This is a genomic window from Bacillus sp. EB01 (assembly GCF_000613125.1).
In the GTDB taxonomy this organism is placed as follows: Bacteria; Bacillota; Bacilli; order Bacillales; family Cytobacillaceae; genus Bacillus_D.
Map to the genome: position 1 here is coordinate 4,928,086 of NZ_HG964497.1, position 22,613 is coordinate 4,950,698.

The following is a 22,613-nucleotide window of genomic DNA, read 5'->3' on the forward strand; positions in this document are numbered from 1 at the left end:
CGAAGTGCGCTAGCGATTCGATGATGACTTATCGTAGGGAGGAGACCTGAAGTTTGCGCACGCGTAGGCGCTGTAGCTAGACGTTCAAATGGTGAAAACATCTAAAATTTTAATTATAGAAAAGGGCAAGCGCACAGGCTTGCCCTTTTCTTATTTAAATCTGTAAGTGGCATTTCCGAGAGTGATGGTCCTGCCTTTCATGGCTTGATTATCGGTTGTAAAAAGGAGCTCGGTCAGACGGTTGGCGGCTCCTTTTTGAAAGAGAAAGGATTTGCCGTTGACAGAAAGAACCGAGGATTGATCGTTTATATGTTCAACCGAAAATCTGAACAGCTTGCTCCAGTGGCTGGCAGCCTCGGCTGGATTGTCTACTGAAAAAATAGCACTGGAGAGATCCACTGAACCAATTGGGTGGGGGCAAATGGCTCCTGTGTCCATCAAATTCTTTTTCCTGGAATCATCAGTATCCCTCCATTGAATGATGAATGGATACATAAGTCCTTCAAAGTTACCTTCAAGCATCAGCATTTTCCATTCAATCAATTGTCCCTGGGCATTCCGCCTTTTTCCTTCAAAAATGTCCGATACAGATAGAGACTCTTCCTTCAATAACTGGGCTGCTTTTTCGATATCATCTGTCCGGAGGGCAACCCGGCCAAAAACCTCTTGATCTGGAAGCAGTTCAAGACAATCCTTGACAAACAAGATGGGCTCTTCTACTTGCTTTGCAAGATTTAGATTTTCAATGCCGAGGAATTCAATGTAGCAAAGCCCGAAATAACTGAGTGCATTGTAGGTTCCCCAATTGGTATGTGAGCCGCCTATAAATACCTTAAGCCCATGGGCGCCAAATACATCAATGCTTTTTTCAAGATTATTGACGTGCTGAATTGTATGGTCCCAACTATATTTCAAAAAGCAGCTGCCTCCCTTAGTTTTTTATTTCTTTTCCTATTTTTGTAATCGAGAAAACTAAAGTTTATATTTTTTGCAAAAAGTAGGTGGGAAAGTTATATTTACTCTGTACATAGTTAACTTGTACAGGGATATTGTACCATACGATGAAGGAGGAATTGGGAATGGCATCTGTAACATTTAAAAGCAATCCGGTAACATTGGTTGGAAGTGAAGTAAAGGTAGGGGACAAAGCACCTGCATTTACTGTCCTTGCTAATGATATGAGCGAGGTAACTCTTGAGGATACTAAGGGACAAGTAAGGCTAATTTCTGTTGTGCCATCACTTGATACAGGGGTATGCGACGCACAGACGCGCCGCTTTAATGAAGAAGCGAGCAGCCTTGGCAATGTGAAAGTCCTAACGATTAGTGTTGACCTTCCTTTTGCACAGAAGCGCTGGTGCGGGGCTGCTGGTGTTGAAAACGTACAAACTCTTTCCGACCACCGCGACCTTTCCTTTGGAGAAGCGTACGGAGTTGTTATGAAGGAATTAAGATTGCTTGCCCGCGCTGTATTTGTTGTAGATTCTTCCGATACTGTTACATATGCTGAGTATGTAAGCGAAGGAACAACACACCCGGATTATGAAGCGGCTCTTGAAGCTGCCAAAAAAGCTCAATAGTCAAGGGATGTAGAATAGGACTGTCCCTAATCAGGCTGCTACAGTAGAATTGAAGCTGGCAGTTTACTGTTAGCCCCGGTGTTCCGGGGCTTTTATAATTTTAATAAAAGTAATATTTTTGAGAACTGTCTAGCTCCACAAGGAATGCTTCGGCAGCATAAGCATCGCACGAAGAAAAAGGGGTAGTTTTTCGAGGAGCGCCTAGCGCCTAGTGTACTTCGGTCCCCTCGTTACGATAAGTCAACATCGATTCGCTTGCGCTCATCGTGTTTCCTTTATCTCCTTTGAGGCCCTCCAGTCCATACGGCGCTGGTCAAGGCGCTTTCGCTTTTCTTAATTCCTCTCCCTTGTGGATGAGGGCAAAAGCCGCTACAATGGGAAAAAGAATGAAATAACGGAGGCTTATATATGAAACTATCTCCGGTTGAACAATTGTTTGCCGTTTTTAATGAAACAACAACCGTCCTGCAGGAGGAGTTATCTTGCACATATTTAGAAGCTCTTGCCGAAACGGGAGAAAATCTGTTCCACGGAACGGTTCTACAGGATGAAGTGAGTGAGCTTAATGGCAAGAGGCTTAAAAAGAGTTATGAATCCATCAGGCTTGAATCTTTTTCTAAGGAAGAGCGGAGAAAGGCTTTTCAGCTTGCGATTTTAAAAGGAATGAAAGAGAATGTCCAGACCAACCACCAAATGACACCAGATTCCGTCGGGATGCTTATGGGTTACCTTGTCCTAAAATTTGTCCGGAATACTTCTTTCAGGCTGCTTGATCCAGCGGTGGGAACAGGCAACTTACTAACCACCGTAATCAACCAGCAAATACATAAACAGGTTGAATCTGTCGGGCTGGAGATTGATGATGTGCTCATCCGGCTTGCATATGTAAATGCAAATCTTCAGCAGCATGCTGTCCAGCTTTTTAACCAGGACAGCCTGAAACAAGTGTTTATTGAACCTGTTGATGCAGTGGTAAGCGATTTGCCGGTCGGATATTATCCAGATGATGAGCGCGCTTCTGAATATGAACTTTCCGCATCGGAAGGCCATTCATATGCCCATCACTTGTTCATTGAGCAATCCATGAATCAGACAAAACCGGGAGGATATTTATTTTTTGTAATCCCAAATGGTTTGTTTGAAAGTCCGGAAGCACCAACGCTTAATGAATACTTAAAGGGAAATGCCCATATACAAGGCCTTCTCCAGCTCCCGCTCTCGATGTTCAAATCAAAGCAATCTGCTAAAAGCATTCTGATTCTTCAAAAGTCAGGAGCGGGCACGAAACCGCCAAAACAGGTCCTGCTTGCAGAACTTCCTTCACTTTCAAATCAGAAGGGGACTGAAGCAATCTTGACGAATATCAATACATGGATTGCAGAGAATAAATAATGTTAAGCATCTTCCTTTTAGGAGGGTGCTTTTTTTATAAAAATGACCATTTAATTACAAAAAATGTGTCGGAAAAGTGACTGAAATACGAATGAAAAGTCTGAATATATTTACTTTTGTTCGGAAAACGTTTGCAATAACTCTCAGACCTTGATAATCGGTTTTAGGAGTGGGTACAATGGTTAAAGAGAACATATAATATTGTCTTGTGGTATAAAATAACCCAGATGGACTGCAGTTTAGTAAAGAAATTCTGGTTTTGAAAGGCAATAAAAAAGGAGCGTTTATTAAATGTCAAAAGTTATTGCGATTAATGCGGGCAGTTCTTCATTGAAGTTCCAGCTTTTTGAAATGCCTAGCGAAACAGTTATCACAAAGGGCCTTGTCGAACGGATTGGCCTTAATGATGCTATTTTTACTATCAGTGTCGGCGGTGAGAAAATCAAGGAAGTTACAGAAATTCCCGATCATGAAGTTGCCGTTAAAATTTTGTTGGACAAGCTTACATCAACAGGCATTATTAAGTCACTTGATGAAATTAGCGGTATTGGTCACAGAGTAGTTCACGGAGGAGAAACATTCACTGATTCAGTGCTTATTACAGAAGAAGTATTGAATAAAATCGAAGAACTATCTGAACTTGCACCATTGCATAACCCAGCCAACCTTACAGGTATCCGTGCATTCCAGCAGGTTCTTCCTGACGTGCCTGCTGTAGCCGTTTTTGACACAGCGTTCCATCAGACTATGCCTGAAAGCTCTTATCTATACAGCCTGCCATACGAATATTATGAAAAATACGGTATTAGGAAATATGGATTCCATGGAACTTCCCATAAATATGTTTCCCAGCGTGCTGCTGAATTGCTGGGACGCCCAATTGAACAGCTAAGGCTGCTTTCTTGCCATCTAGGCAACGGTGCCAGCATTGCTGCTATTGAAGGCGGGAAGTCGATTGATACTTCAATGGGCTTCACACCACTTGCTGGTGTAACAATGGGTACTCGTTCGGGTAACATTGACCCTGCCCTTATTCCATACATCATGGAGAAGACTGGGAAAACGGCTGAAGAAGTTCTTGATGTTCTGAACAAGAAAAGCGGTATGCTTGCTGTTTCCGGATTCTCAAGCGACCTTAGGGATATCGAACTTGAAGCTGAAAAAGGTAACGACCGTGCCGAGCTAGCACTTGAAGTGTTTGCAAACAGAATCCATAAGTACATCGGTTCTTATTCTGCCCGTATGTATGGAGTAGACGCAATCATCTTTACTGCTGGTATCGGTGAAAATAGTGCTTCAATCCGCGCGAGGGTACTTCGCGGACTCGAATTCATGGGTGTTTATTGGGATCCTTCATTAAACGAGGTAAGAGGAGAAGAGGCATTTATCAACTATCCACACTCTCCTGTTAAGGTTATTATCATTCCGACAGATGAAGAAGTAATGATTGCCCGTGACGTATTGCGTCTAGGTAATATTCAATAGGAATATTAAGAAGCTGCGCCAGGCAACTGGTGCAGCTTTTTTGCAGTTATTAATTGGCCAATGTGAATGTATTGAGTTTGTCTAACCTCGAACTCCAGCCTGGCACGAATTCACGTATGCTTTTATTTCGATTTTCTCTATTTTCTGCCAGTTATGCTATACTGTTGAAAAGTCCATATGAGGGGGCTGGCTATGGTACTGACAGATCGGGAAAAGAGTGTCCTTGCAGAGATAAAAGACTGGGAAAATCGTATGCAGGCCTATGAGCCGAACGATTTTCAAATTACGTATGAAAAATATTTGGAAGCTGGTTTTTCAATGCTTCCTAAAGATGTACAGACTAAGTTTTTTTCACTTGTTGATACTTGGATGTTTCATCTCCACGCGATGATATTAGGAGCACAATTCCAATTGGATGCTAAAGACCGAATCCTTGCTTCAGCAAGAGTATTCAATCATGATATCGAGAGAATTGAAGACTTGCGAAAACTGGACATTGACGAATTGAATTTTATTGCTCAACAGCAAATTGCCCGGCACAGGATGTATTCCTTCGCACAGGGAGGAATGTCAGGGACTGGAGGAAGTTTACTGCTTGGAATCGACATCCCCGCAATGGCTGTCATTAATCTTCGTGCTGTCCAGCTGCTATCGATGACATATGGAATAGAAGTAAATACCCCATTTGAAATGATGACCGCCTTGAAAGTGTTTCATACTGCAACACTGCCTCCCAGGCTTCAGGCTGAAAGCTGGGATTCGCTTAAACAGGACCTGAATAGTGAGGATGACCGCTATTTTTACCAGGGGAATGACAGATTGACAGATGCCTCCTGGCTTGAACAGCCGATTCGGCAGCTTCTTAAGGCAATTGTAATAGCGGCTTTCAGGAAAAAACTGATACAGGGCCTTCCTATTGTCAGTATGGCGGTAGGGGCCGTTTCAAATTATCAATTGACCAGAAGAGTGACCGATTTTTCCCATAACTATTACCGGCTTCGGTACTTGATGAATAAGGAGGACATTTTATGAGTGTTAGTGAGCATAAAACAGAGGCTCCAAATACGGTTTCTTGCAAAATTATTACCGTTAGTGATACTAGGGATAAAGATACAGACAAAAGCGGGAAATTAATGATTAGCCTTCTTGAATCTCAAGGGCATACCATTGCCGATTATGTAATTGTAAAAGATGAAGATGAAGCGATAAAAGCGGAAGTCCTTAAGGGGGCCTCAGCTCAAGGAATCGATGTGATTCTGACTAATGGCGGTACAGGGATTGCGAAAAGAGATGTAACCATTGAGACGGTTACGAAGCTATTCGAAAAAGAGATTGCTGGGTTCGGAGAATTATTCAGAATGCTTAGTTACCAGGAAGATATTGGCTCAGCTGCGATTCTTTCTCGCGCAGCTGCCGGGGTCGTCAACAACCGAGCTGTTTTTTCAACGCCTGGTTCCACCGGGGCGGTAAGGCTGGCAATGGAAAAATTAATTTTGCCCGAAATTGGCCATGTCGTAAGGGAACTGAAAAAGGATTTAAAATAATAGAAAATAAAGAAAGCTCTCGACCATGCGGGAGCTTTTTACCGTCTCAAGCTCATTGGAGCGTTTAAGAAAAACAACATAATGGGCGGAATCCAAATAATAAATCAATTACACAATCAACTCAGACCTCACCATTACGAGTGCATTTTATTTGTTTCTTCTAATGAATCGGCTGATCTGTACCACAACCATAGATCATTGATAATAGAGGCTAGCTCCGCAATCTCACTATTCAGCTCACAGGATTTAGTGAAGCTGCCTTCGTTTGAAAGAGCTGCTTGTTTTTCATTAATATGAAGCTCAAGCTCCTTAATCCGGTCGGGAATCGCACCGCGTATTTGTTCCCAGGAGAAAAGAATTTTTTCTCGGATGTCCCTATCATATTGGCTAAAATCTTTTTCAAGGCGTGGTAAAGGTATACCAAGTCTGCTATCATAACTGAAAAACTGTTCCATTCTCTTCCTCCAATCTATCCTTATAGGCAAGGGTTTTATAATTCTACGTAAATTCCTTTTCTGTCCTCACCACAAGGACATCACATGGCGCGTGCAGAGTAATATTCTCCGAGACACTTCCAATCAGGAAACGTTCTACCGAATTCATACCAGTGGCGCCGCAGATAATAAGGTCAATATTATTGTTTTGGGCAATATCTTTTGGAATCCTTAACTTTGGAGAACCGAATTCAATGATATAGTCAACGTCAACAATACCGGCTGATCTGGCTTGCTGTTTATACATGTCCAACAATTCGTTGGCATTTTGTGCAGCTCTGTCAACAAGTCCTTGACCATATGCTTCAACTAATGAGAATGTACGTGTGTCAATCACATGAACGAGGAGCAATCTGGCTTGATTTCTCGATGCTATCCCAATAGCTTTCTTAAAAGCCAGTTCCGCTGCCTTGGAGCCGTCAACCGCCACAAGGATTTTTTGATAATGGTTCGCCATGGACATTCCCCCAAAAAATGAGAGTGCAAACATACATAATTCCGAAGTGACGAGATGCATGTTTATATAAACCAAATTATACATAAAAAACAGTGCATATGTGTTGGGAAATTCGAAAAAATAAAGAAGTAATCTAATGATATGGACGAAAAGAACAATTGGAGGAAACTTCTAATGAAGGACAAGAACCAGAATGAGCGCAGCCGTTTTACTATTGAGGAAAAAGGGCTAGAGGAAGTCAGCACCCAGATCATGAATTCCTACAACAGCGGATTTATGGGAGAGCAGGAAGCAAAGACAAGGACGCAGGAAAATCTCCAATCTAAAGGAGAATAACAAAAAAGCTGCCGAGGCAGCTTTTTTTATGTTTAAGGAATTTATAAATTTCGCGACTGTGGATAACTTTTATTACTGAGCGTATCTACGTCTAGCTCCAGCGCCTATCGCCTAGCAAACTTCAGGCCTCCTCCCTACGATAAGTCATCATCGAATCGCTAGCGCTCTTCGTGATTCCTATATCTCAGTCGAAGTCCCTCCATTTTGTACGGCGATGACCACTAAGGAAAGCTCCTTAGAATAATCATCGCAGGGACAGGCGTTCTTTGCCTGTCACGAACGCGCTTGCGCTTTTGTTCTGTGCAGGGGTCGATATGTCCACCTATAAAAACGATGTTTGGCTATTCTCCACTCCGCCGCCTTGGTTTTTATCATGAGTTTTATAACAGGTCGGGGTATAGACGGAAAACTATGCCCGGTTTTTTTGTCAGTCAGGGCGGATACCCAATACCATCTTGTGTCCCGTGCATATCCTTTAGTGTACCCAGAAATAAATGAGGAGGAAATGAGTTGAATAATGACTATCAATTAATGGCTGCTCAGCCCCAGGCATTTGGTGTCCATGGCCAGCATGATATGAATGATATGCGCCAACCTTGGGGGTTTGGACGTTGGGGTAGGCGTCGATGGGGATTTGGATTTGGAGGACCATTCCTTGGTGGTTTCCTTGGCGGACTTGCGGCTGGTGCCCTGATTGGACCTGGATATGGATATGGCTATCCTTATCCTTATCCGTATCCTTATTACCCGTATCCTTATTACGGATATCCTTACTACTGGTAAATCTAATTAGTGGAGTGCCTGGCTTCAGCAGGCACTCCGTTTGTTTGCTTTAATTATAAAATTTCCCTGCGATAGCTTCTTTTGTTAAAATAAAAAGGATTGCAGTGCTTGTCAATGAAAATGACGTAGGAGGCAATGGGATGAAAATTGGAGTACCAGCAGAAATAAAAAACAATGAAAACAGAGTTGCGATGACACCGGCGGGAGTTGTCAACCTGCTAAAGTTCGGCCACGAAGTTTATATAGAATCAGGTGGAGGCCTGGGTTCTGGCTTTACTGATGAGGATTACCTGTCTGCTGGGGCACAAATTGTTCCAACAGCCAGAGAAGCATGGGAAAAGGAAATGGTTATGAAGGTTAAGGAGCCGCTTCCTGAAGAATACAAATATTTTTATGAAGGCTTAATCTTGTTTACATATTTACATTTAGCTCCGGAACCAGAATTGACGAAAGCGTTAATTGAAAGCAAGGTAGTCGGGATTGCGTATGAAACTGTCCAACTGCCAAATGGAGCCTTGCCGCTTCTGACCCCAATGAGTGAAGTAGCTGGGAGGATGGCGGCACAAATAGGGGCTCAATTTCTGGAAAAATTCCATGGTGGACGAGGAATCCTGCTCTCTGGTGTCCCTGGGGTTCAAAGAGGCACGGTTTCAATTATTGGCGGAGGGGTTGCCGGTACAAATGCAGCGAAAATGGCAATCGGACTTGGCGCCAAAGTTACCATCATCGACCTTAATCCTGATCGTCTACGCCAATTGGATGACATTTTTGGTTCGGAAATTACTACCCTCATGTCCAATCCACTTAATATTGCCGAAGCTGTTAAAGAATCCGATCTGGTCATTGGGGCTGTACTGATACCAGGTGCGAAAGCGCCAAAGCTTGTCACTGAAGAAATGATTAAGTCCATGAGGCCAGGAAGTGTCGTCGTCGATATCGCTATCGACCAGGGCGGTATTTTTGAAACAACCGACAGAATCACTACACATGATAACCCAACATATATCAAGCACGAGGTTGTCCATTATGCGGTCGCAAACATGCCAGGTGCAGTACCGAGAACCTCGACAATTGCTTTAACAAACGTGACTGTCCCATACGCACTTCAAATTGCCAATAAAGGCTTCAAGCAGGCATGCCTTGATAATGAAGCGTTGCTTAAGGGAATCAATACGCTGAATGGATTCGTTACTTATGAGGCTGTTGCTGAAGCGCACGGATTAGAATTCAATAATACAAGAAGCCTTCTTGAACAACTTAAATAAAAGAGAAAGCAGGATGCCGACTAATTAAGCCAACATCCTGCTTTTTTACTTTCGCTGATTGTTACTTTATTATCTGTAATTCTTTCGGGAATTTAGTCAATATTTCCACGCCACCAGCGGTTACATAAACGTCGTCTTCAATCCTGACTCCAGCCAATTCAGGAACATAGATGCCTGGTTCAATTGTGAATACCATGCCTTCTTCAATTAAAAGCGGATTTGTTGATGTCAGTGAAGGATATTCATGAATGCTGATTCCAAGCCCGTGTCCTAGGCGGTGCGGGAAGTATTCACCATAGCCCGCATCGGCAATTACGTTCCTGGCAGCAAGGTCCACCTCGGAACATGGTGCACCAGGACGGGATGCCTCAATGGCAGCCAAGTTTGCTTTTAAAACAGTATCGTAGATTTCCTTTTGCTTGTCGTTTATATCTCCATAGGCAACTGTCCTAGTAATGTCTGAGCAGTAGCGGTCTACCACCACCCCGAGGTCAAAAAGGACGAGGTCCCCTTTCTGGATTTTGGTTTGGCCAGGATTACCGTGTGGGGATGCGCCGTTTTTACCTGTAAGGACCATGGTGCTAAAGGACATTTGACTAACGCCCTTTTTCTTTAATTCATATTCAATCGCGGCTAGCACTTCAAGCTCGGTTTTTCCCTCGCGTATTTCGCTGCTGCCAACTTCGATTGCATAGTCTGCAAGGGAGCACGCTTCGCGTAGCGACTTCATTTCACGTTCGTCCTTTACAAGCCTGAGTGTTCTCATTCTTTCTTCAGCGGAAAGAATATCGGAGGCATCCGGGAAAAGGCGTTGAATTTCTTCGTATCGTTCCACATTCATATGCTCTTTTTCAATTGCAACCCTGCGGATTGAGGCGGAAGTCCGGGCGGCAATTGCCTTATTTATCATTGCCCATGGATTATCCGTATCGTTAAAGCCGATAATTTCATTTTGCCAGCCTGAATTCCTGGCATCGTTTTTTTCCATGGCTGGGCAAACGAGGAAAGGCTCTTCCTCCTGGAATACAGCCAATGCCAATAACCGTTCATGCGGATCTGTGTAATATCCGGACAAATAAAAGACGTTATCAGGAGATGTTAAAAAACAAACATCTATTCCTTGTTCTTTCATCCATGTAGAAAGCTTTGCTAATCTTTGATTCATTATGAAACCTCCAGTCAATTTCTATGTACACCATACTATTATACCAATTTTTCTAAGTGATATTGGGTGGTAGTGCCTAAAATTAAGGGTATAAGGAAATAGCGGCAGGAAATAGCCGAAAAAAATGGAAAAATATTAATAAACAAGGAGAAAGGGGATTATAACATGAAAGTTTCATATCATGGCCATTCAGTAGTGAAAATTACAACCGGAGGCAAGACCATCCTGGTAGACCCGTTCATCAGCTTTAACGGTCTGACAGATTTGAAGGCGGATGAAGAAAAACCAGATGTTATTATTCTGTCACATGGGCATAACGATCATGTTGGCGATACCGTCAGCCTCGCAAAAAAGAATGATTCCCTCGTAATCGCAAATCACGAGCTGGCAACTTACCTAGGATGGAAGGGAGTAAAAACCCATGGAATGCATATCGGCGGCTCTTACCAATTTGACTTTGGAAGGGTAAAGCTTACCCAGGCTTTTCATGGTTCAAGTTATGAAACAAATGATAAGCAGTTGGTTTATTGCGGAATGCCAGCCGGCATTTTGGTTATGGCTGAAGGAAAGACCCTTTACCATGCCGGGGATACTGGATTATTCTCGGATATGAAATTAATAGGCGAAAGGCACCCTATTGACTTGGCTTTTCTTCCCATCGGAGACAACTTTACAATGGGACCGGAGGATGCAGCCTATGCGGCTGAGCTGTTGAATGCAAAACTAGTTGTACCGATGCACTACAATACTTTCCCGCCAATTAAGCAGGATCCGCATGCTTTTGTAGATTTGCTTAAGGGGGAAAATGGGAGGGTAATGGAACCGGGTGATTCGCTGGAATTGTGAGGCCTACCTCCAGGGAACCATCTATAATATTCTTCAAGTTTCTGGGGACATGCAGGTGTTAGCTGTATTGGCAACGTTTTGTGATCAGAAAACACGCGAAATGTAACCAATAGGCCGTATTGACAACGTTTCAGGTTCAGAACACATGCAAAATGTAACCAATAAGCGGTATTGGAAATGTTTTGGGTTCCAGAGACATACGAAATGTATCCAATAGAACGATTGATAAGGTTTCATCCTCAATCAATGGAAAGCCGTCTTATTTGCTTCGCTATAGCATAATAATGGAACTAGCATAGTGAAGTGGAGGAATCGGAATGAAGAAAAATCGTTTGCTTATCTGTTTGCTTTTAGCGGTATTGATGGTTTATTATGCGGCTCCCCAGCTGTCGCTCGATTTTTCCAGTGAAGCAGGCGCCTTTACCGCTGCCTGGTCAACTGCAGCGCTGCTTATCATTAGCGGGAATTTGGCAGGACTTGTAAGAAAGAGCAAGAAACAAGATAAGGGGGCATTGCAAACAAGCAGGAAAAGAATTCAAGCCCGGGGCAAAAGTCTTTAGCCTATGTTTTTTCGGCTATCCTTCATTGAATCGGGAAATTATTAACCTTATAATAAATAATAGGAAAACCCGCAATGGATAGCGGAAACAAAAGCAAAGGGTGAAGGTCTTGGCAACTAAGCACGAACAAATCCTGCATTATATAGACGAGCTCCCTATCGGAGAAAAAATTTCAGTGCGCCAAATCGCCAAGGCGATGAATGTAAGTGAGGGAACAGCATACAGGGCGATAAAAGATGCGGAAAACAAAGGATATGTCAGTACGATTGAACGAGTCGGCACAATCAGGATTGAACGGAAGAAAAAAGAAAATATAGAGAAACTGACTTATGCAGAAATCGTCAACATAGTCGAAGGGCAAGTTTTAGGAGGGCGCGCCGGCCTGCACAAAACATTGAATAAATTCGTCATCGGCGCGATGAAGCTTGAAGCGATGATGCGTTATACTGGCGCCGGAAATCTATTGATTGTCGGAAACAGAATAAAGGCCCATGAGCATGCACTAAAAGCAGGAGCGGCAGTACTGGTTACTGGTGGCTTTGATACCGAAGAGCATGTTAAGCGCCTGGCGGACAAGCTGCAGATGCCGGTCATATCCACAAGCTATGACACATTTACGGTTGCAACGATGATTAACAGGGCGATTTATGACCAGTTGATTAAAAAGGAAATCACCCTTGTCGAGGATATTCTGACACCGTTGGCGGAAACCGTCTATTTGCGAACAACCGACAGGGCAAGCCAATGGCATATGTTTAACAGGGAAACCAAACATGGGCGTTATCCCGTTGTGGACCAAAGCATGAAAATCCAAGGAATGGTTACTGCAAAGGACGTCATAGGCCATGATCCTGATACACTGATTGAAAAAGTGATGACTAAGAACCCGATGACGGTCAGCGGCAAGACCAGTGTTGCATCAGCGTCCCATATGATGGTATGGGAGGGCATTGAACTTCTTCCTGTCGTCGATGATTCCAACCGGCTTGAGGGAATCATTAGCCGGCAAGATGTCCTAAAAGCTCTGCAAATGATTCAACGCCAACCGCAGGTGGGAGAAACATTAGATGATATTGTCACGAATCAGATGACCCTTTCCACAGGCAAAACAAAAGGGGATGACTTTTACCAGATAGAGGTAAGCCCGCAGATGACAAACCATCTCGGAACAATTTCCTATGGAGTATTCACTACGATTGTTACAGAAGCAGCAAGCAGGGTATTAAGAGGATACAAAAAAGGTGACCTTGTTGTTGAGAATATGACTATCTACTTTTTAAGGCCCGTGCAAATTGAAAGCAGCCTTGAAATATATCCGAAAGTTCTTGAAGTAGGAAGGAAATTCGGGAAGGTGGATATCGAGGTATTCAACGAAGGGGTCCTCGTTGGAAAAGCAATGATGATGTGCCAGCTTATAGACAGGCATTAAGATTCAAAAGCATTAAGCACGGACTAGAACTGAAAAATGCGCCAGCTGGCGCATTTTTCAAGTTATGCATTCTCTCCTTCTGCCTCCTTGATGGCGTGGGGAAGATAGAATTTATACGACTTAATACCAGACCAGATATTAATTGCTCCCAGAAAAATAAAGACGGCAGCAACAATATATGTAACAGTTGTTTTGAACAGAAATAATTGGTTTATGCCAAATGCCAATACAAAGATTCCCAGGGCAATCCCTGATTTGGATGTGAGCCAAAGTCTTTCCGCGGGACGTCTGCTTCTTACATATTTGACTTTGAAATAAACATAAAAGACAAAAGAAATAATAATGATGAAAACAAGAACAGGCATGGTGTGAGAACCTCCATTAAAAGTAGCTTTATCCCGCATTAACGGGCTGTATGACCCCCACCTCAAGACCTTAGAGGAATCGAAGAAGCAAAGGTGGGGATAAAAGCCCGTAAAAGCCCGATTGGTGAAATAAGATTTTTCTTGGGGCTTCAGCCCTTAGAAAAATCAATCGGGCTTTGCGCGACTAACAATCAGTGGGTGGATGAAGCCCCCCACTGATTGAAGTTTCACTTTATATACCATTTTAACCGGAAATGACGATGAGCGCTACCATGCACTTTCCATCTCGCTGGAGAGGAAGCATAAGGAAAAGGAGTTTATTATGAAAACTAAAATTTTTGATGCAATTGAAACGTTTGATACAATCATTATTCATAGACATGTCAGGCCTGATCCTGATGCTTATGGGTCACAGGGGGGATTGGCTGAAATCCTTAAGGAGTCTTATCCGAATAAATCAATTTACCTTGCCGGCAAAGGGGAAAGAACACTGTCGTTTTTATTTGAGCCAGATCAAATTCCTGATGAAATGTACAAAGGAGCATTGGTGATTGTTTGTGATACTGCGAATACAGAGCGCATCTGTGATGAACGGTATAGAAATGGTGAAATGCTAATTAAAATTGACCACCATCCAAACGAAGATCAATATGGTGATATCATGTGGGTAGATACCGGTGCAAGCTCGACCAGCGAGATGATTTATGAGCTTTATCTGGAAGGCAAGGATCGCGGCCTGAAAATGAATGATGAAGCAGCGCGGCGGTTATACGCAGGGATTGTTGGGGATACAGGAAGGTTCCTTTATCCAAGTACAACGAATAAGACATTTGCTTATGCCGGGGAATTGATCCGCTACAGTTTTTCCAGAAATGAGCTGTATGACAAAATGTATGAGCTCAGCCCCACTATTATAAAACTGAACGGCTACATTCTCCAGCATTTCCGGATGCATGAACACGGTGTTGCCTCAGTGGATTTAACAAAGGAACTTCTTGCTGAATTTAACGCTGTTGCTTCGGAGGCATCTCTGCTTGTCAGCACTCTGGGGAATGTTGAAGGTGTAAAAGCGTGGGTGTTTTTTATTGAAGAAGAAGATCAAATAAGGGTAAGGCTTCGCTCCAGAGGTCCTGTCATCAATGGGGTGGCAAAGAAATTCAATGGAGGCGGCCACCCGCTCGCCGCAGGAGCTTCCATCTATTCTTGGAACGAGAAAGACAGTGTCCTCCACGAGCTTAAAGAAGTTTGTAAGGAAAATTAGTTGTAAACAATAGAGGCTCCCGCTAAAAATGCGAGAGCCTTTTTAATAAAATCAGAAAGTATATCTTCTTTGAGAACTGTCTAGCTCCACAAGGAAGGCTTCGGCAGCATCAGCATCGCACGGAGAAAAAGTGATAGCACAAGGAAAGCTCCCTCGAAATTACATCGCACGAAATTACGCGATAGCGTAATGAGGATTTTCGAGGAGTCCATACGGTGCTGGCCACTAAGGAAAGCTCCTGAGAATAATCATCGCAGGGACACAAAGGAAAGCTCCAGCGAATTAACATCGCAGAGACAGGCGCATTTTGCCTGTCACGAAGGCGCTTGCGCTTTTCTTGTCTAGCTCCAGCGCCTAGCGCCTAGTGTACTTCGGTCCTCTCGTTACGATAAGTCAACATCGATTCGCTAGTGCTCATCGTGTTTCCTTTATCTCCTTCGAGGCCCTCCAGTCCATACGGCGCTGGTCAAGGCGCTGGAGCTTTTCTATCTATCCAGATTGATATGAAGCTGGATAACGAGTGTTGTATAGATAATTATTTCAGTCACTTCAAGCCGATATTTCTTGTCGTTAATGGTCACTCTTCTATTCTCAATAACCCTTTTTATTAACTCTTTGTTTTTAAAAGCAACCTCCAGATCCTTTGTCTTCAAAGTTTTTAAATCTTCCATGACAGCGTCCTCTGTCTCGTGGACGCTGAGGAGATCGAGCCGATATTTTTGATGGTTTGTTATTTTGACCTGGATATTCTGGATAAGAAGCTGTTCGATATTTTGCTTGTTTAAGTTCTTGTAATCTTCCTGCCAAATAGCAATATCATCCTGGAGCTTCTTTATTTCATCCTGCTGGTCCTTTACAAGGATTGATTGCTGTTCCTGAAATACTCCGTTTATATAAATGAATATAGACCAGCTGATAGCTGCCCCAATCGCCATTCCGGCGAAGAACCTTTGCCAGGACCTGTCATTATACAATGGCGGAACTCTCATGGTGTCATATGCTCCTGAGTAAACCATTCAATTAGGAGTGCCCCGGTTTGAGCTCCTCCAAGCGCGGACAGAATTACTAAGATTTGCTTAAAAATGTCCCGAGTTTGCCCCTCAAATATGCCTCTTTCAAATTGGTAAACTGCATCAAAGGTACCGCCAATTGCAGCAACAATGGCCCATATCCTCAATGAGGATGACAACCTTGTAATCGCCGTAAGTGCCGGCTGTCCAGTCAGGAACGAAGCAATTCCCCCAATGATAGCACCACCGAGCAGAACTCCAAGAGCAATGAAATAACTTTCAATAAATGATGGGAAGAAACCTGCCTGATTCATAGAATCCATCCTTTTTTATTGGCTGACTAAATACGTTAAACTAAATAATTACAGAAGCGAAGGTACTTAATTAATTGGAGCGGAAGGCACGTAGACTCGTTCGGAAATCCGAAATATGCATTTTCTCCTGCGGTGCTTTCTCAAGGATGATTATTCAAAGGAGCTTTCCTTTGTGGAGCGGAAATGACGGAGGAAATTAAGTTTAAACTATGTAGAATAAACTTAACTTTTTAAAATCCATATCATGAGGCGCTTTTGAGATCGCGGGCGGTTCTAATAGCGGTGAAAATAACCGCATTGCCAGATCCCATACTTAATCTTATGGGCTGAAGTGAGCCAATATGAGACAAACCTAACCTTTTAACTTTCAATAGCTCTCAGTAAAAAAAGGGGAACATATATTTTCTTTTCCCTAGCTGAACAACTATAATAAGAGTAAGAAAAAACATAAGGGCGTGAATCTATGTCGTTTATCCATCTCCAAACATATAGCGCATACAGCCTTCTCACAAGCACAGCTTCTATTCCGGGTCTCGTGGCGGATGCGAAGAAGAAAGGCTATCTTGCACTCGCCCTTACCGACCGGAACGTCCTGTACGGGGCAATTGAATTTTATAAGGAATGCAAAAAAAATGGTGTAAAGCCAATTTTGGGGCTTACAGTTGATGTGTTGAGTGACCTTAACGAAGGAGAGGCGTTTCCGCTTGTCCTGCTCGCCAAAAACCGGCTGGGCTTCGGAAATCTCCTTAAAATATCAAGTGCGGTTCAAACAAAATCTGCGGAAGGATTGCCTATGAAATGGCTAAAATCTTATGCCGCTGGCCTAATTGCCCTGACTCCTGGTTTGGAAGGAGAAATTGAAACGCTCCTTCTTAAGGAGGAAAGAGATGAGGCAGCCTTACTTGCAGGACTGTTTAAAGGACTTTTTAATAATGAGTTTTATTTTTCCCTGCAGGATCATGGCCTTGAACAGGAGCATACCTTGAACTACCAGCTGTCCGAGCTTGCTAAAGAACTTTCAATTGGGACCGTTGCTAGCAATTCAGTGCATTACCTAAGTGCTGAGGATGCTCTTGCCCATGAATGCCTGCTTGCAATCCGGGATGGGGCCAAGCTTCAGGACGATGACAGGCCAAAACTGCAGGGAACAGGATACTATCTTAAAGAGCCAAAGGAAATGACCGAGCTGTTTGCCGGTTATCCCGATGCCTTGGAAAATACCATTGGGATTGCTGGGAAATGTTCTGTTGAATTCGAGTTTGGAAAATTCCATATGCCTGACTATCCTCTTCCTGAGGGGGGGTCTCCCGAAAGCAAGCTGGAGAGCCTTTGCCTGGAAGGGTTAAACAAACGTCTTCCGGGCTGCGGCGAGGAGTATTTTGAAAGGCTTCGTTATGAACTTGATGTTATAAAGAAAATGCGGTACAGCGATTATTTCCTGATTGTTTGGGACTTTATGAAGTACGCGCGTGATCACGGCATTCTGACTGGACCAGGACGTGGCTCGGCTGCCGGATCGCTAGTTGCTTATTCCCTTTACATAACCGATGTCGATCCGCTTGAGCATGGGCTTTTGTTCGAGCGTTTCCTGAACCCTGAACGAATCACTATGCCCGATATTGATATTGACTTTCCGGACCACAGGCGCGATGAAATGATTGCATATGTTGCCGGAAAATATGGCGAACTCCATGTTGCACAAATTACTACTTTTGGGACTCTCGCAGCTAAGGCTGCTCTCCGGGATGTTGGAAGGGCATTCGGCTTGAATACAAAAGAATTGGATCAGCTATCAAAGTCCATTCCATCCAGAAATGGGATAACGCTTGAGGAAGCGTATCGCGAGTCTTCAAGACTAAGGAATATCATTGCTGAAAATCCGACTTATACAAAACTTTTTGACACGGCAAAAAAGCTCGAAGGTTTACCGCGCCATACGTCGACACATGCTGCCGGTGTCGTCATTACTGGAAGCCAGCTTGTTGACCTCATCCCGATTCAAGGAGGGCACAATCAAGTATATCTGACTCAATATTCGATGGAGCACCTTGAGGATATTGGGTTATTGAAAATGGATTTCCTGGGGCTTCGCAATTTGACCTTATTGGAGGCGATAGCGGATTCAATCAGAAGGGACACCGGAAAGAAGCTTGATATACGCTCAATCCCGCTTAATGACTCAAAAACCTTCAGCTTGCTGGCAAAAGGCGAAACAACAGGGATATTTCAGCTTGAATCGGAAGGCATGCGAAAAGTGCTTGTCCGCCTGAAGCCTAACCGTTTTGAGGATATTGTCGCGGTCAATGCCTTGTACCGTCCTGGACCAATGGAGAATATCCCGCTGTTCATAGACAGGAAGCATGGACGCGAAAAAATCACTTATCCCCATGAGGTGCTCAAGCCCATTCTTGAACCAACCTATGGTGTCATAGTCTATCAGGAACAGATCATGCAGGTTGCCTCGGAAATGGCTGGTTTTTCACTAGGGGAAGCCGACCTGCTCCGAAGAGCTGTAAGCAAAAAGAAAAAGGACGTACTTGATAAAGAAAGAGAGCATTTTGTGGCTGGAGCCCTGAAAAAAGGTTACGATGCTTCAGCTGCGAACGAAGTATACGATTTAATCGTCAGGTTCGCCAATTACGGTTTCAATAAGAGCCATGCTGTTGCGTACAGTGTCATATCGTGCCAGCTGGCCTACCTGAAAGCGCACTATCCCACTCATTTTATGGCAGGACTGCTGACTTCAGCCCTCGGAAATGATACAAAAATTGCTCAATATATCAGGGAACTGAAAGGCCTTGGACTCGAAGTGCTGCCTCCTTCCATTAACAAGAGCAAATATTCCTTTCATGTTGAATCCGGAAAGATCCGTTATGCATTAGCAGGTATTAAAGGCGTTGGCGGGACGGTCGTGAGGGATATAGCGGAGGCGAGGAGAGGAAAGCCTTTTAAGGGTCTTTTTGACTTTTGCATTCGCCTTCCACAAAAGTCCGCTTCACGGAAAACACTTGAGGCGCTGGTACATTCGGGCAGTTTCGATGAATTTGGAATGGATCGTGCTTCGCTGCTCGCAAGCCTTGATATTGCCATCGAGCATGCACAGCTTATGAGGCCTGAGGAGGATGGACAGGCTGGCCTTTTTTCTACAGAGGATTTTATGCCAGAGCCAAAATATGTTGAAGTAGATCCTATAAGATTAGAGGATAAGCTAGCTTTTGAAAAAGAAGTGCTCGGCTTTTATCTGTCCAGCCATCCTCTTTCCATGCATGAGAAGGCCTTGCAGGAGTGTGGGGCAAAATCCATAACAGAGCTGGCGAAAGAAACAGGCTTTGCTGCGGCTGGGATTTATATAACAAGTTCCAAAGTAATCCGTACCAAAAAGGGTGAGCCGATGGCCTTTTTGACTATAAATGATTCGAGTGGTGATATGGAGGCGGTCGCATTTCCGGATGTATACAGGAAACATTCAAAGCAGTTGAACCAGGGGCGGATGGCTGTTATTGAAGGGAAAACCGAAGAAAGAAATGGCAAGCTTCAATTTATTATTCGGAATTCGGCTGACATAGATGAATGGCTTCAAAATCATCGGAAGGAACGATTATACCTTAGGCTGACTGCCTATAATCAGGAGACTGGGCGCCTATCTGAACTAAAGGAGATCCTTTCCTCAAACAAAGGTACAACCGAAGTGATCCTCCATTATGACGGTGCCAATAAGACGGTGAAGCTTGGGGCGCAACACCAGGTCACCCCATCCGATTCACTCCTCGAGGAGCTGAAGAGGTTCCTTGGTGAAGAAAATGTTGTCGTCAACCACCCGCCGCTAAAACAGAAGCCTTGATGAAATGTGGAGCACAATCCTTTACAATTAGTTGGATATTTAACGACAAAAACATGCCACCTAAACTGGAGGGTATTGCTGTTGGCTGATTAATTGGACAGCCTAACCGAAAAACCATATCCTAAATTACTTTTACACTGTGGTCCTTTTATCGAGTATCCAGAGAAAGTAAAATAAGAGGAACTTTTCCGCTTAGATGGGGATTTGAGCTCGTATCAGTGTATATAAGTGGAGATTTTCCGGTTATGAAAAGCAAAAGTAGCCAATTTCATATGTTTTGGGCTAATAGTCGGAATCTCTCCGTTTATTCAAGTCATTTTCAACGATATGAACTAATTAGGCTGAATTTCTCCGTCTATTTATCAGCTCGGCAGCTTAACCTGTTTCCCCATCCATTAATTGCGGCCCCAGACTTCTCTTGAAAATTTGTTTAGCTAATAATATTACACTTTACAAGGGTTACAGATATGGTATAGTGTTTAAGAGACAGCGTGGTCTGACCACTTTTGAATAAATAATTTATATAATTCCTGACATTTCTAGAGGAGTGAATTGCCTTGACATTGCGAGAAGAAGCCCTTCATATGCACCGCCTTCATCGAGGAAAATTGGAATCAAAGTCGAAAGTTGAAGTAAGAAATGCCAGGGATTTAAGCCTTGCATACTCACCAGGAGTAGCAGAACCTTGCAAAGAAATCTATGATAAACCCGAAACTGTTTATGATTATACAATGAAGGGCAATATGGTTGCTGTCGTGTCCGACGGCACCGCAGTACTCGGCCTGGGCAATATTGGACCTGAAGCTGCTCTTCCTGTTATGGAAGGAAAGGCTGTGCTTTTCAAAAGCTTTGCCGGAGTCGATGCCTTTCCCATCTGCCTGAATACAACAGATGTTGAAAAAATTATTGAAACTGTCAAGCTGCTTGAGCCAACTTTTGGCGGTGTCAATCTTGAAGACATAGCAGCGCCAAATTGTTTTGAAATCGAAGAACGCCTTAAAAAGGAAACAAATATTCCAATATTCCATGATGACCAGCATGGCACTGCGATTGTTACTGCAGCGGGACTTGTGAATGCACTGAAGCTTACAGGCAAGAAGATGACTGAAATTAAAGTCGTAGCTAATGGTGCGGGTGCGGCCGGTATAGCCATTATTAAATTGCTTTATCATTATGGCGTACGTGATATTATCATGTGCGATACAAAAGGCGCCATTTATGAAGGACGCCCGACTGGGATGAACAAGATAAAGGACCAGGTCGCTAAGTTCACGAACCGTGATAGAATTCATGGGGAGCTTGTTGATGTTATCAAAGGCGCCGATGTTTTCATTGGAGTTTCCGCGGCTGGATCAGTGACAAAAGAAATGGTTGCTTCGATGAACGAAGGATCAATTATTTTTGCGATGGCCAATCCTGTTCCGGAAATTATGCCTGATGAAGCAAAGGCTGCGGGTGCAAGGGTGGTAGGGACAGGACGTTCCGATTTCCCTAATCAGGTGAACAATGTCCTGGCGTTTCCCGGGATTTTCAGGGGAGCACTTGATGCCCGCGCGACTCATATAAATGAAGCAATGAAAATTGCCGCGGTCAGAGCAATTGCAAGTCTTATCAGTGAGGAAGAACTTCATGAGGATTATGTTATTCCTGGCCCATTCGATCCAAGGGTTGCTCCTGAGGTTGCAGCAGCGGTTGCAAAGGCTGCTATGGAAACAGGCGTTGCCCGAATCAAGGTAGATCCCGAAGAGGTTAAGGAAAGAACTGCACGTCTTTCGATGATAAGTAAAGGACAGTGAATATACCTGTGACCGATACCAAGCAGAATTCTAAGGTTTATATCGAAATAGTCAGGCAGCTAAGAGAGATGATAACTGCGGATGGACTTAAATCTGGAGATAAAATACCTTCTGAACGGGAATTAACGGAGCGCCTGAATGTCGGGCGTTCCTCCGTTAGAGAAGCACTTCGGGCATTGGAGCTGCTTGGATTAATTGAAACACGGAGAGGCGAAGGAACCTTTATCCGTGATTTCAAAGGCAACCAGCTAGTCCAGTTATTAAGTACCTTTGTCCTTCAGGATGACAAGGCCAAGAGAGATGTCAGGGAAACGAAATACTTCCTCGAAATGGATTGCCTTAGAATCATCCTGCAAAAAGGGGCTAATCAGTCACTTGGCATACTCGCTGCTCTGGCGAAAGAGAAAAAAGTCAATGATGATGAGTTTTTCCGTAATGTCGTTCTTCTTGCAGACAATCACTTGTTCTTAAGAATATGGGTTATTTTAAAGGACTATTATAATTCTCAGGATTTTGAAAGATTTTCCGCGAAGCCTGAAGAATATGCCCTTTTGGTTAAAGAACTTGAATCCGGGGATGAGGCTTCCGTTCTTGGGCAATACAGAAAAATGAGGAATTTGTCAGTTAATGGCCGACAGGAACCGGCATCTTTTTAATAAGAAATCAACTATAGTATTATAGGTCAAGCAA

The 22,613-nt window shown here is 43.6% G+C and carries 22 protein-coding genes; 15 read left to right on the top strand and 7 right to left on the bottom strand.

The annotated features are described in order from the left end of the window. Positions 1-150: 150 nt before the first annotated feature. Positions 151-915 carry a VOC family protein gene (locus tag TY16_RS23300; RefSeq protein WP_043934104.1) on the bottom strand — a complete coding sequence of 255 codons (765 nt, stop codon included), beginning with the start codon at positions 913-915 and terminating at the stop codon, positions 151-153. A gap of 164 nt (positions 916-1,079) precedes the next feature. Here TY16_RS23300 and tpx point away from each other — a divergent pair, with 164 nt between their 5' ends. From tpx to TY16_RS23325, 5 genes are all read left to right on the top strand, one after another. Further along, a complete protein-coding gene (tpx, locus tag TY16_RS23305; protein ID WP_043934105.1) occupies positions 1,080-1,580 on the top strand; it encodes a thiol peroxidase in 501 nt (166 codons plus the stop codon). A 408-nt stretch (positions 1,581-1,988) separates the two neighbouring features. Beyond that, positions 1,989-2,972, top strand: coding sequence for a class I SAM-dependent methyltransferase (locus TY16_RS23310; protein WP_043934106.1), 984 nt, complete (start codon positions 1,989-1,991; stop codon positions 2,970-2,972). A 291-nt stretch (positions 2,973-3,263) separates the two neighbouring features. After that, positions 3,264-4,457, top strand: coding sequence for an acetate kinase (locus TY16_RS23315; RefSeq protein WP_043934107.1), 1,194 nt, complete (start codon positions 3,264-3,266; stop codon positions 4,455-4,457). Positions 4,458-4,649: 192 nt separating this feature from the next. After that, positions 4,650-5,489 carry an EcsC family protein gene (locus TY16_RS23320; protein ID WP_043934108.1) on the top strand — a complete coding sequence of 280 codons (840 nt, stop codon included), beginning with the start codon at positions 4,650-4,652 and terminating at the stop codon, positions 5,487-5,489. Then, positions 5,486-6,001, top strand: coding sequence for a MogA/MoaB family molybdenum cofactor biosynthesis protein (locus TY16_RS23325; protein WP_043934109.1), 516 nt, complete (start codon positions 5,486-5,488; stop codon positions 5,999-6,001). Before TY16_RS23320 ends, TY16_RS23325 begins: the two co-directional genes overlap by 4 nt. Before the next feature lie 134 nt (positions 6,002-6,135). Here TY16_RS23325 and TY16_RS23330 read toward each other — a convergent pair whose 3' ends face one another. Both TY16_RS23330 and TY16_RS23335 read right to left on the bottom strand, forming a co-directional pair. After that, entirely contained in the window at positions 6,136-6,456 is a 321-nt protein-coding gene (locus TY16_RS23330; RefSeq protein ID WP_043934110.1) for a hypothetical protein, read from the bottom strand. A 43-nt stretch (positions 6,457-6,499) separates the two neighbouring features. Then, the gene (locus tag TY16_RS23335) at positions 6,500-6,952 is read right to left on the bottom strand and encodes a universal stress protein (RefSeq protein ID WP_043934111.1); all 453 of its coding nucleotides are present in this window, start codon (positions 6,950-6,952) and stop codon (positions 6,500-6,502) included. Positions 6,953-7,126: 174 nt separating this feature from the next. On the opposite strand from TY16_RS23335, the gene TY16_RS26440 reads away from it, so the two are divergent. From TY16_RS26440 to ald, 3 genes are all read left to right on the top strand, one after another. Continuing rightward, positions 7,127-7,288 (top strand): hypothetical protein, encoded by a 162-nt coding sequence (locus tag TY16_RS26440; protein WP_155922309.1) that lies wholly within the window; start codon positions 7,127-7,129, stop codon positions 7,286-7,288. 576 nt (positions 7,289-7,864) lie between these two features. Beyond that, positions 7,865-8,071 carry a hypothetical protein gene (locus tag TY16_RS23340; RefSeq protein WP_052342885.1) on the top strand — a complete coding sequence of 69 codons (207 nt, stop codon included), beginning with the start codon at positions 7,865-7,867 and terminating at the stop codon, positions 8,069-8,071. Between the two features lie 140 nt (positions 8,072-8,211). Further along, complete coding sequence (gene ald, locus TY16_RS23345) at positions 8,212-9,336, top strand: alanine dehydrogenase (protein ID WP_043934112.1); 1,125 nt, start codon at positions 8,212-8,214, stop codon at positions 9,334-9,336. A gap of 61 nt (positions 9,337-9,397) precedes the next feature. Here ald and TY16_RS23350 read toward each other — a convergent pair whose 3' ends face one another. Further along, positions 9,398-10,501 (bottom strand): M24 family metallopeptidase, encoded by a 1,104-nt coding sequence (locus TY16_RS23350; RefSeq protein WP_043934113.1) that lies wholly within the window; start codon positions 10,499-10,501, stop codon positions 9,398-9,400. Between the two features lie 165 nt (positions 10,502-10,666). On the opposite strand from TY16_RS23350, the gene TY16_RS23355 reads away from it, so the two are divergent. The 3 genes from TY16_RS23355 (at position 10,667) to TY16_RS23365 (ending at position 13,336) form a co-directional block, all read left to right on the top strand. Then, on the top strand, positions 10,667-11,347 hold the full coding sequence (locus TY16_RS23355) for a metal-dependent hydrolase (RefSeq protein ID WP_043934114.1): 681 nt from the start codon (positions 10,667-10,669) through the stop codon (positions 11,345-11,347). A gap of 317 nt (positions 11,348-11,664) precedes the next feature. Next, entirely contained in the window at positions 11,665-11,907 is a 243-nt protein-coding gene (locus tag TY16_RS23360) for a hypothetical protein (RefSeq protein ID WP_043934115.1), read from the top strand. A 109-nt stretch (positions 11,908-12,016) separates the two neighbouring features. Then, positions 12,017-13,336, top strand: a complete 1,320-nt coding sequence (locus TY16_RS23365; RefSeq protein ID WP_043934116.1) for a CBS domain-containing protein — start codon at positions 12,017-12,019, stop codon at positions 13,334-13,336. A 62-nt stretch (positions 13,337-13,398) separates the two neighbouring features. Here TY16_RS23365 and TY16_RS23370 read toward each other — a convergent pair whose 3' ends face one another. Further along, positions 13,399-13,701 (bottom strand): YtpI family protein, encoded by a 303-nt coding sequence (locus TY16_RS23370; RefSeq protein WP_043934117.1) that lies wholly within the window; start codon positions 13,699-13,701, stop codon positions 13,399-13,401. A 322-nt stretch (positions 13,702-14,023) separates the two neighbouring features. On the opposite strand from TY16_RS23370, the gene TY16_RS23375 reads away from it, so the two are divergent. After that, entirely contained in the window at positions 14,024-14,962 is a 939-nt protein-coding gene (locus tag TY16_RS23375) for a DHH family phosphoesterase (protein ID WP_043934118.1), read from the top strand. Between the two features lie 485 nt (positions 14,963-15,447). On the opposite strand, the gene ytrI is transcribed toward TY16_RS23375, so the two are convergent. Together ytrI and TY16_RS23385 are read right to left on the bottom strand one after the other, a co-directional pair. Continuing rightward, on the bottom strand, positions 15,448-15,951 hold the full coding sequence (ytrI, locus tag TY16_RS23380; protein WP_043934119.1) for a sporulation membrane protein YtrI: 504 nt from the start codon (positions 15,949-15,951) through the stop codon (positions 15,448-15,450). Further along, a complete protein-coding gene (locus TY16_RS23385) occupies positions 15,948-16,286 on the bottom strand; it encodes a YtrH family sporulation protein (RefSeq protein ID WP_442853238.1) in 339 nt (112 codons plus the stop codon). Before TY16_RS23385 ends, ytrI begins: the two co-directional genes overlap by 4 nt. Before the next feature lie 463 nt (positions 16,287-16,749). Here TY16_RS23385 and dnaE point away from each other — a divergent pair, with 463 nt between their 5' ends. The 3 genes from dnaE (at position 16,750) to TY16_RS23400 (ending at position 22,579) form a co-directional block, all read left to right on the top strand. After that, complete coding sequence (dnaE, locus tag TY16_RS23390) at positions 16,750-20,127, top strand: DNA polymerase III subunit alpha (RefSeq protein WP_043934121.1); 3,378 nt, start codon at positions 16,750-16,752, stop codon at positions 20,125-20,127. 557 nt (positions 20,128-20,684) lie between these two features. Continuing rightward, entirely contained in the window at positions 20,685-21,923 is a 1,239-nt protein-coding gene (locus TY16_RS23395) for an NAD(P)-dependent malic enzyme (protein ID WP_043934122.1), read from the top strand. Between the two features lie 68 nt (positions 21,924-21,991). Then, positions 21,992-22,579: a GntR family transcriptional regulator gene (locus TY16_RS23400; protein ID WP_043934123.1), complete on the top strand. Its 588-nt coding sequence runs from the start codon at positions 21,992-21,994 to the stop codon at positions 22,577-22,579. Positions 22,580-22,613: the final 34 nt, after the last annotated feature.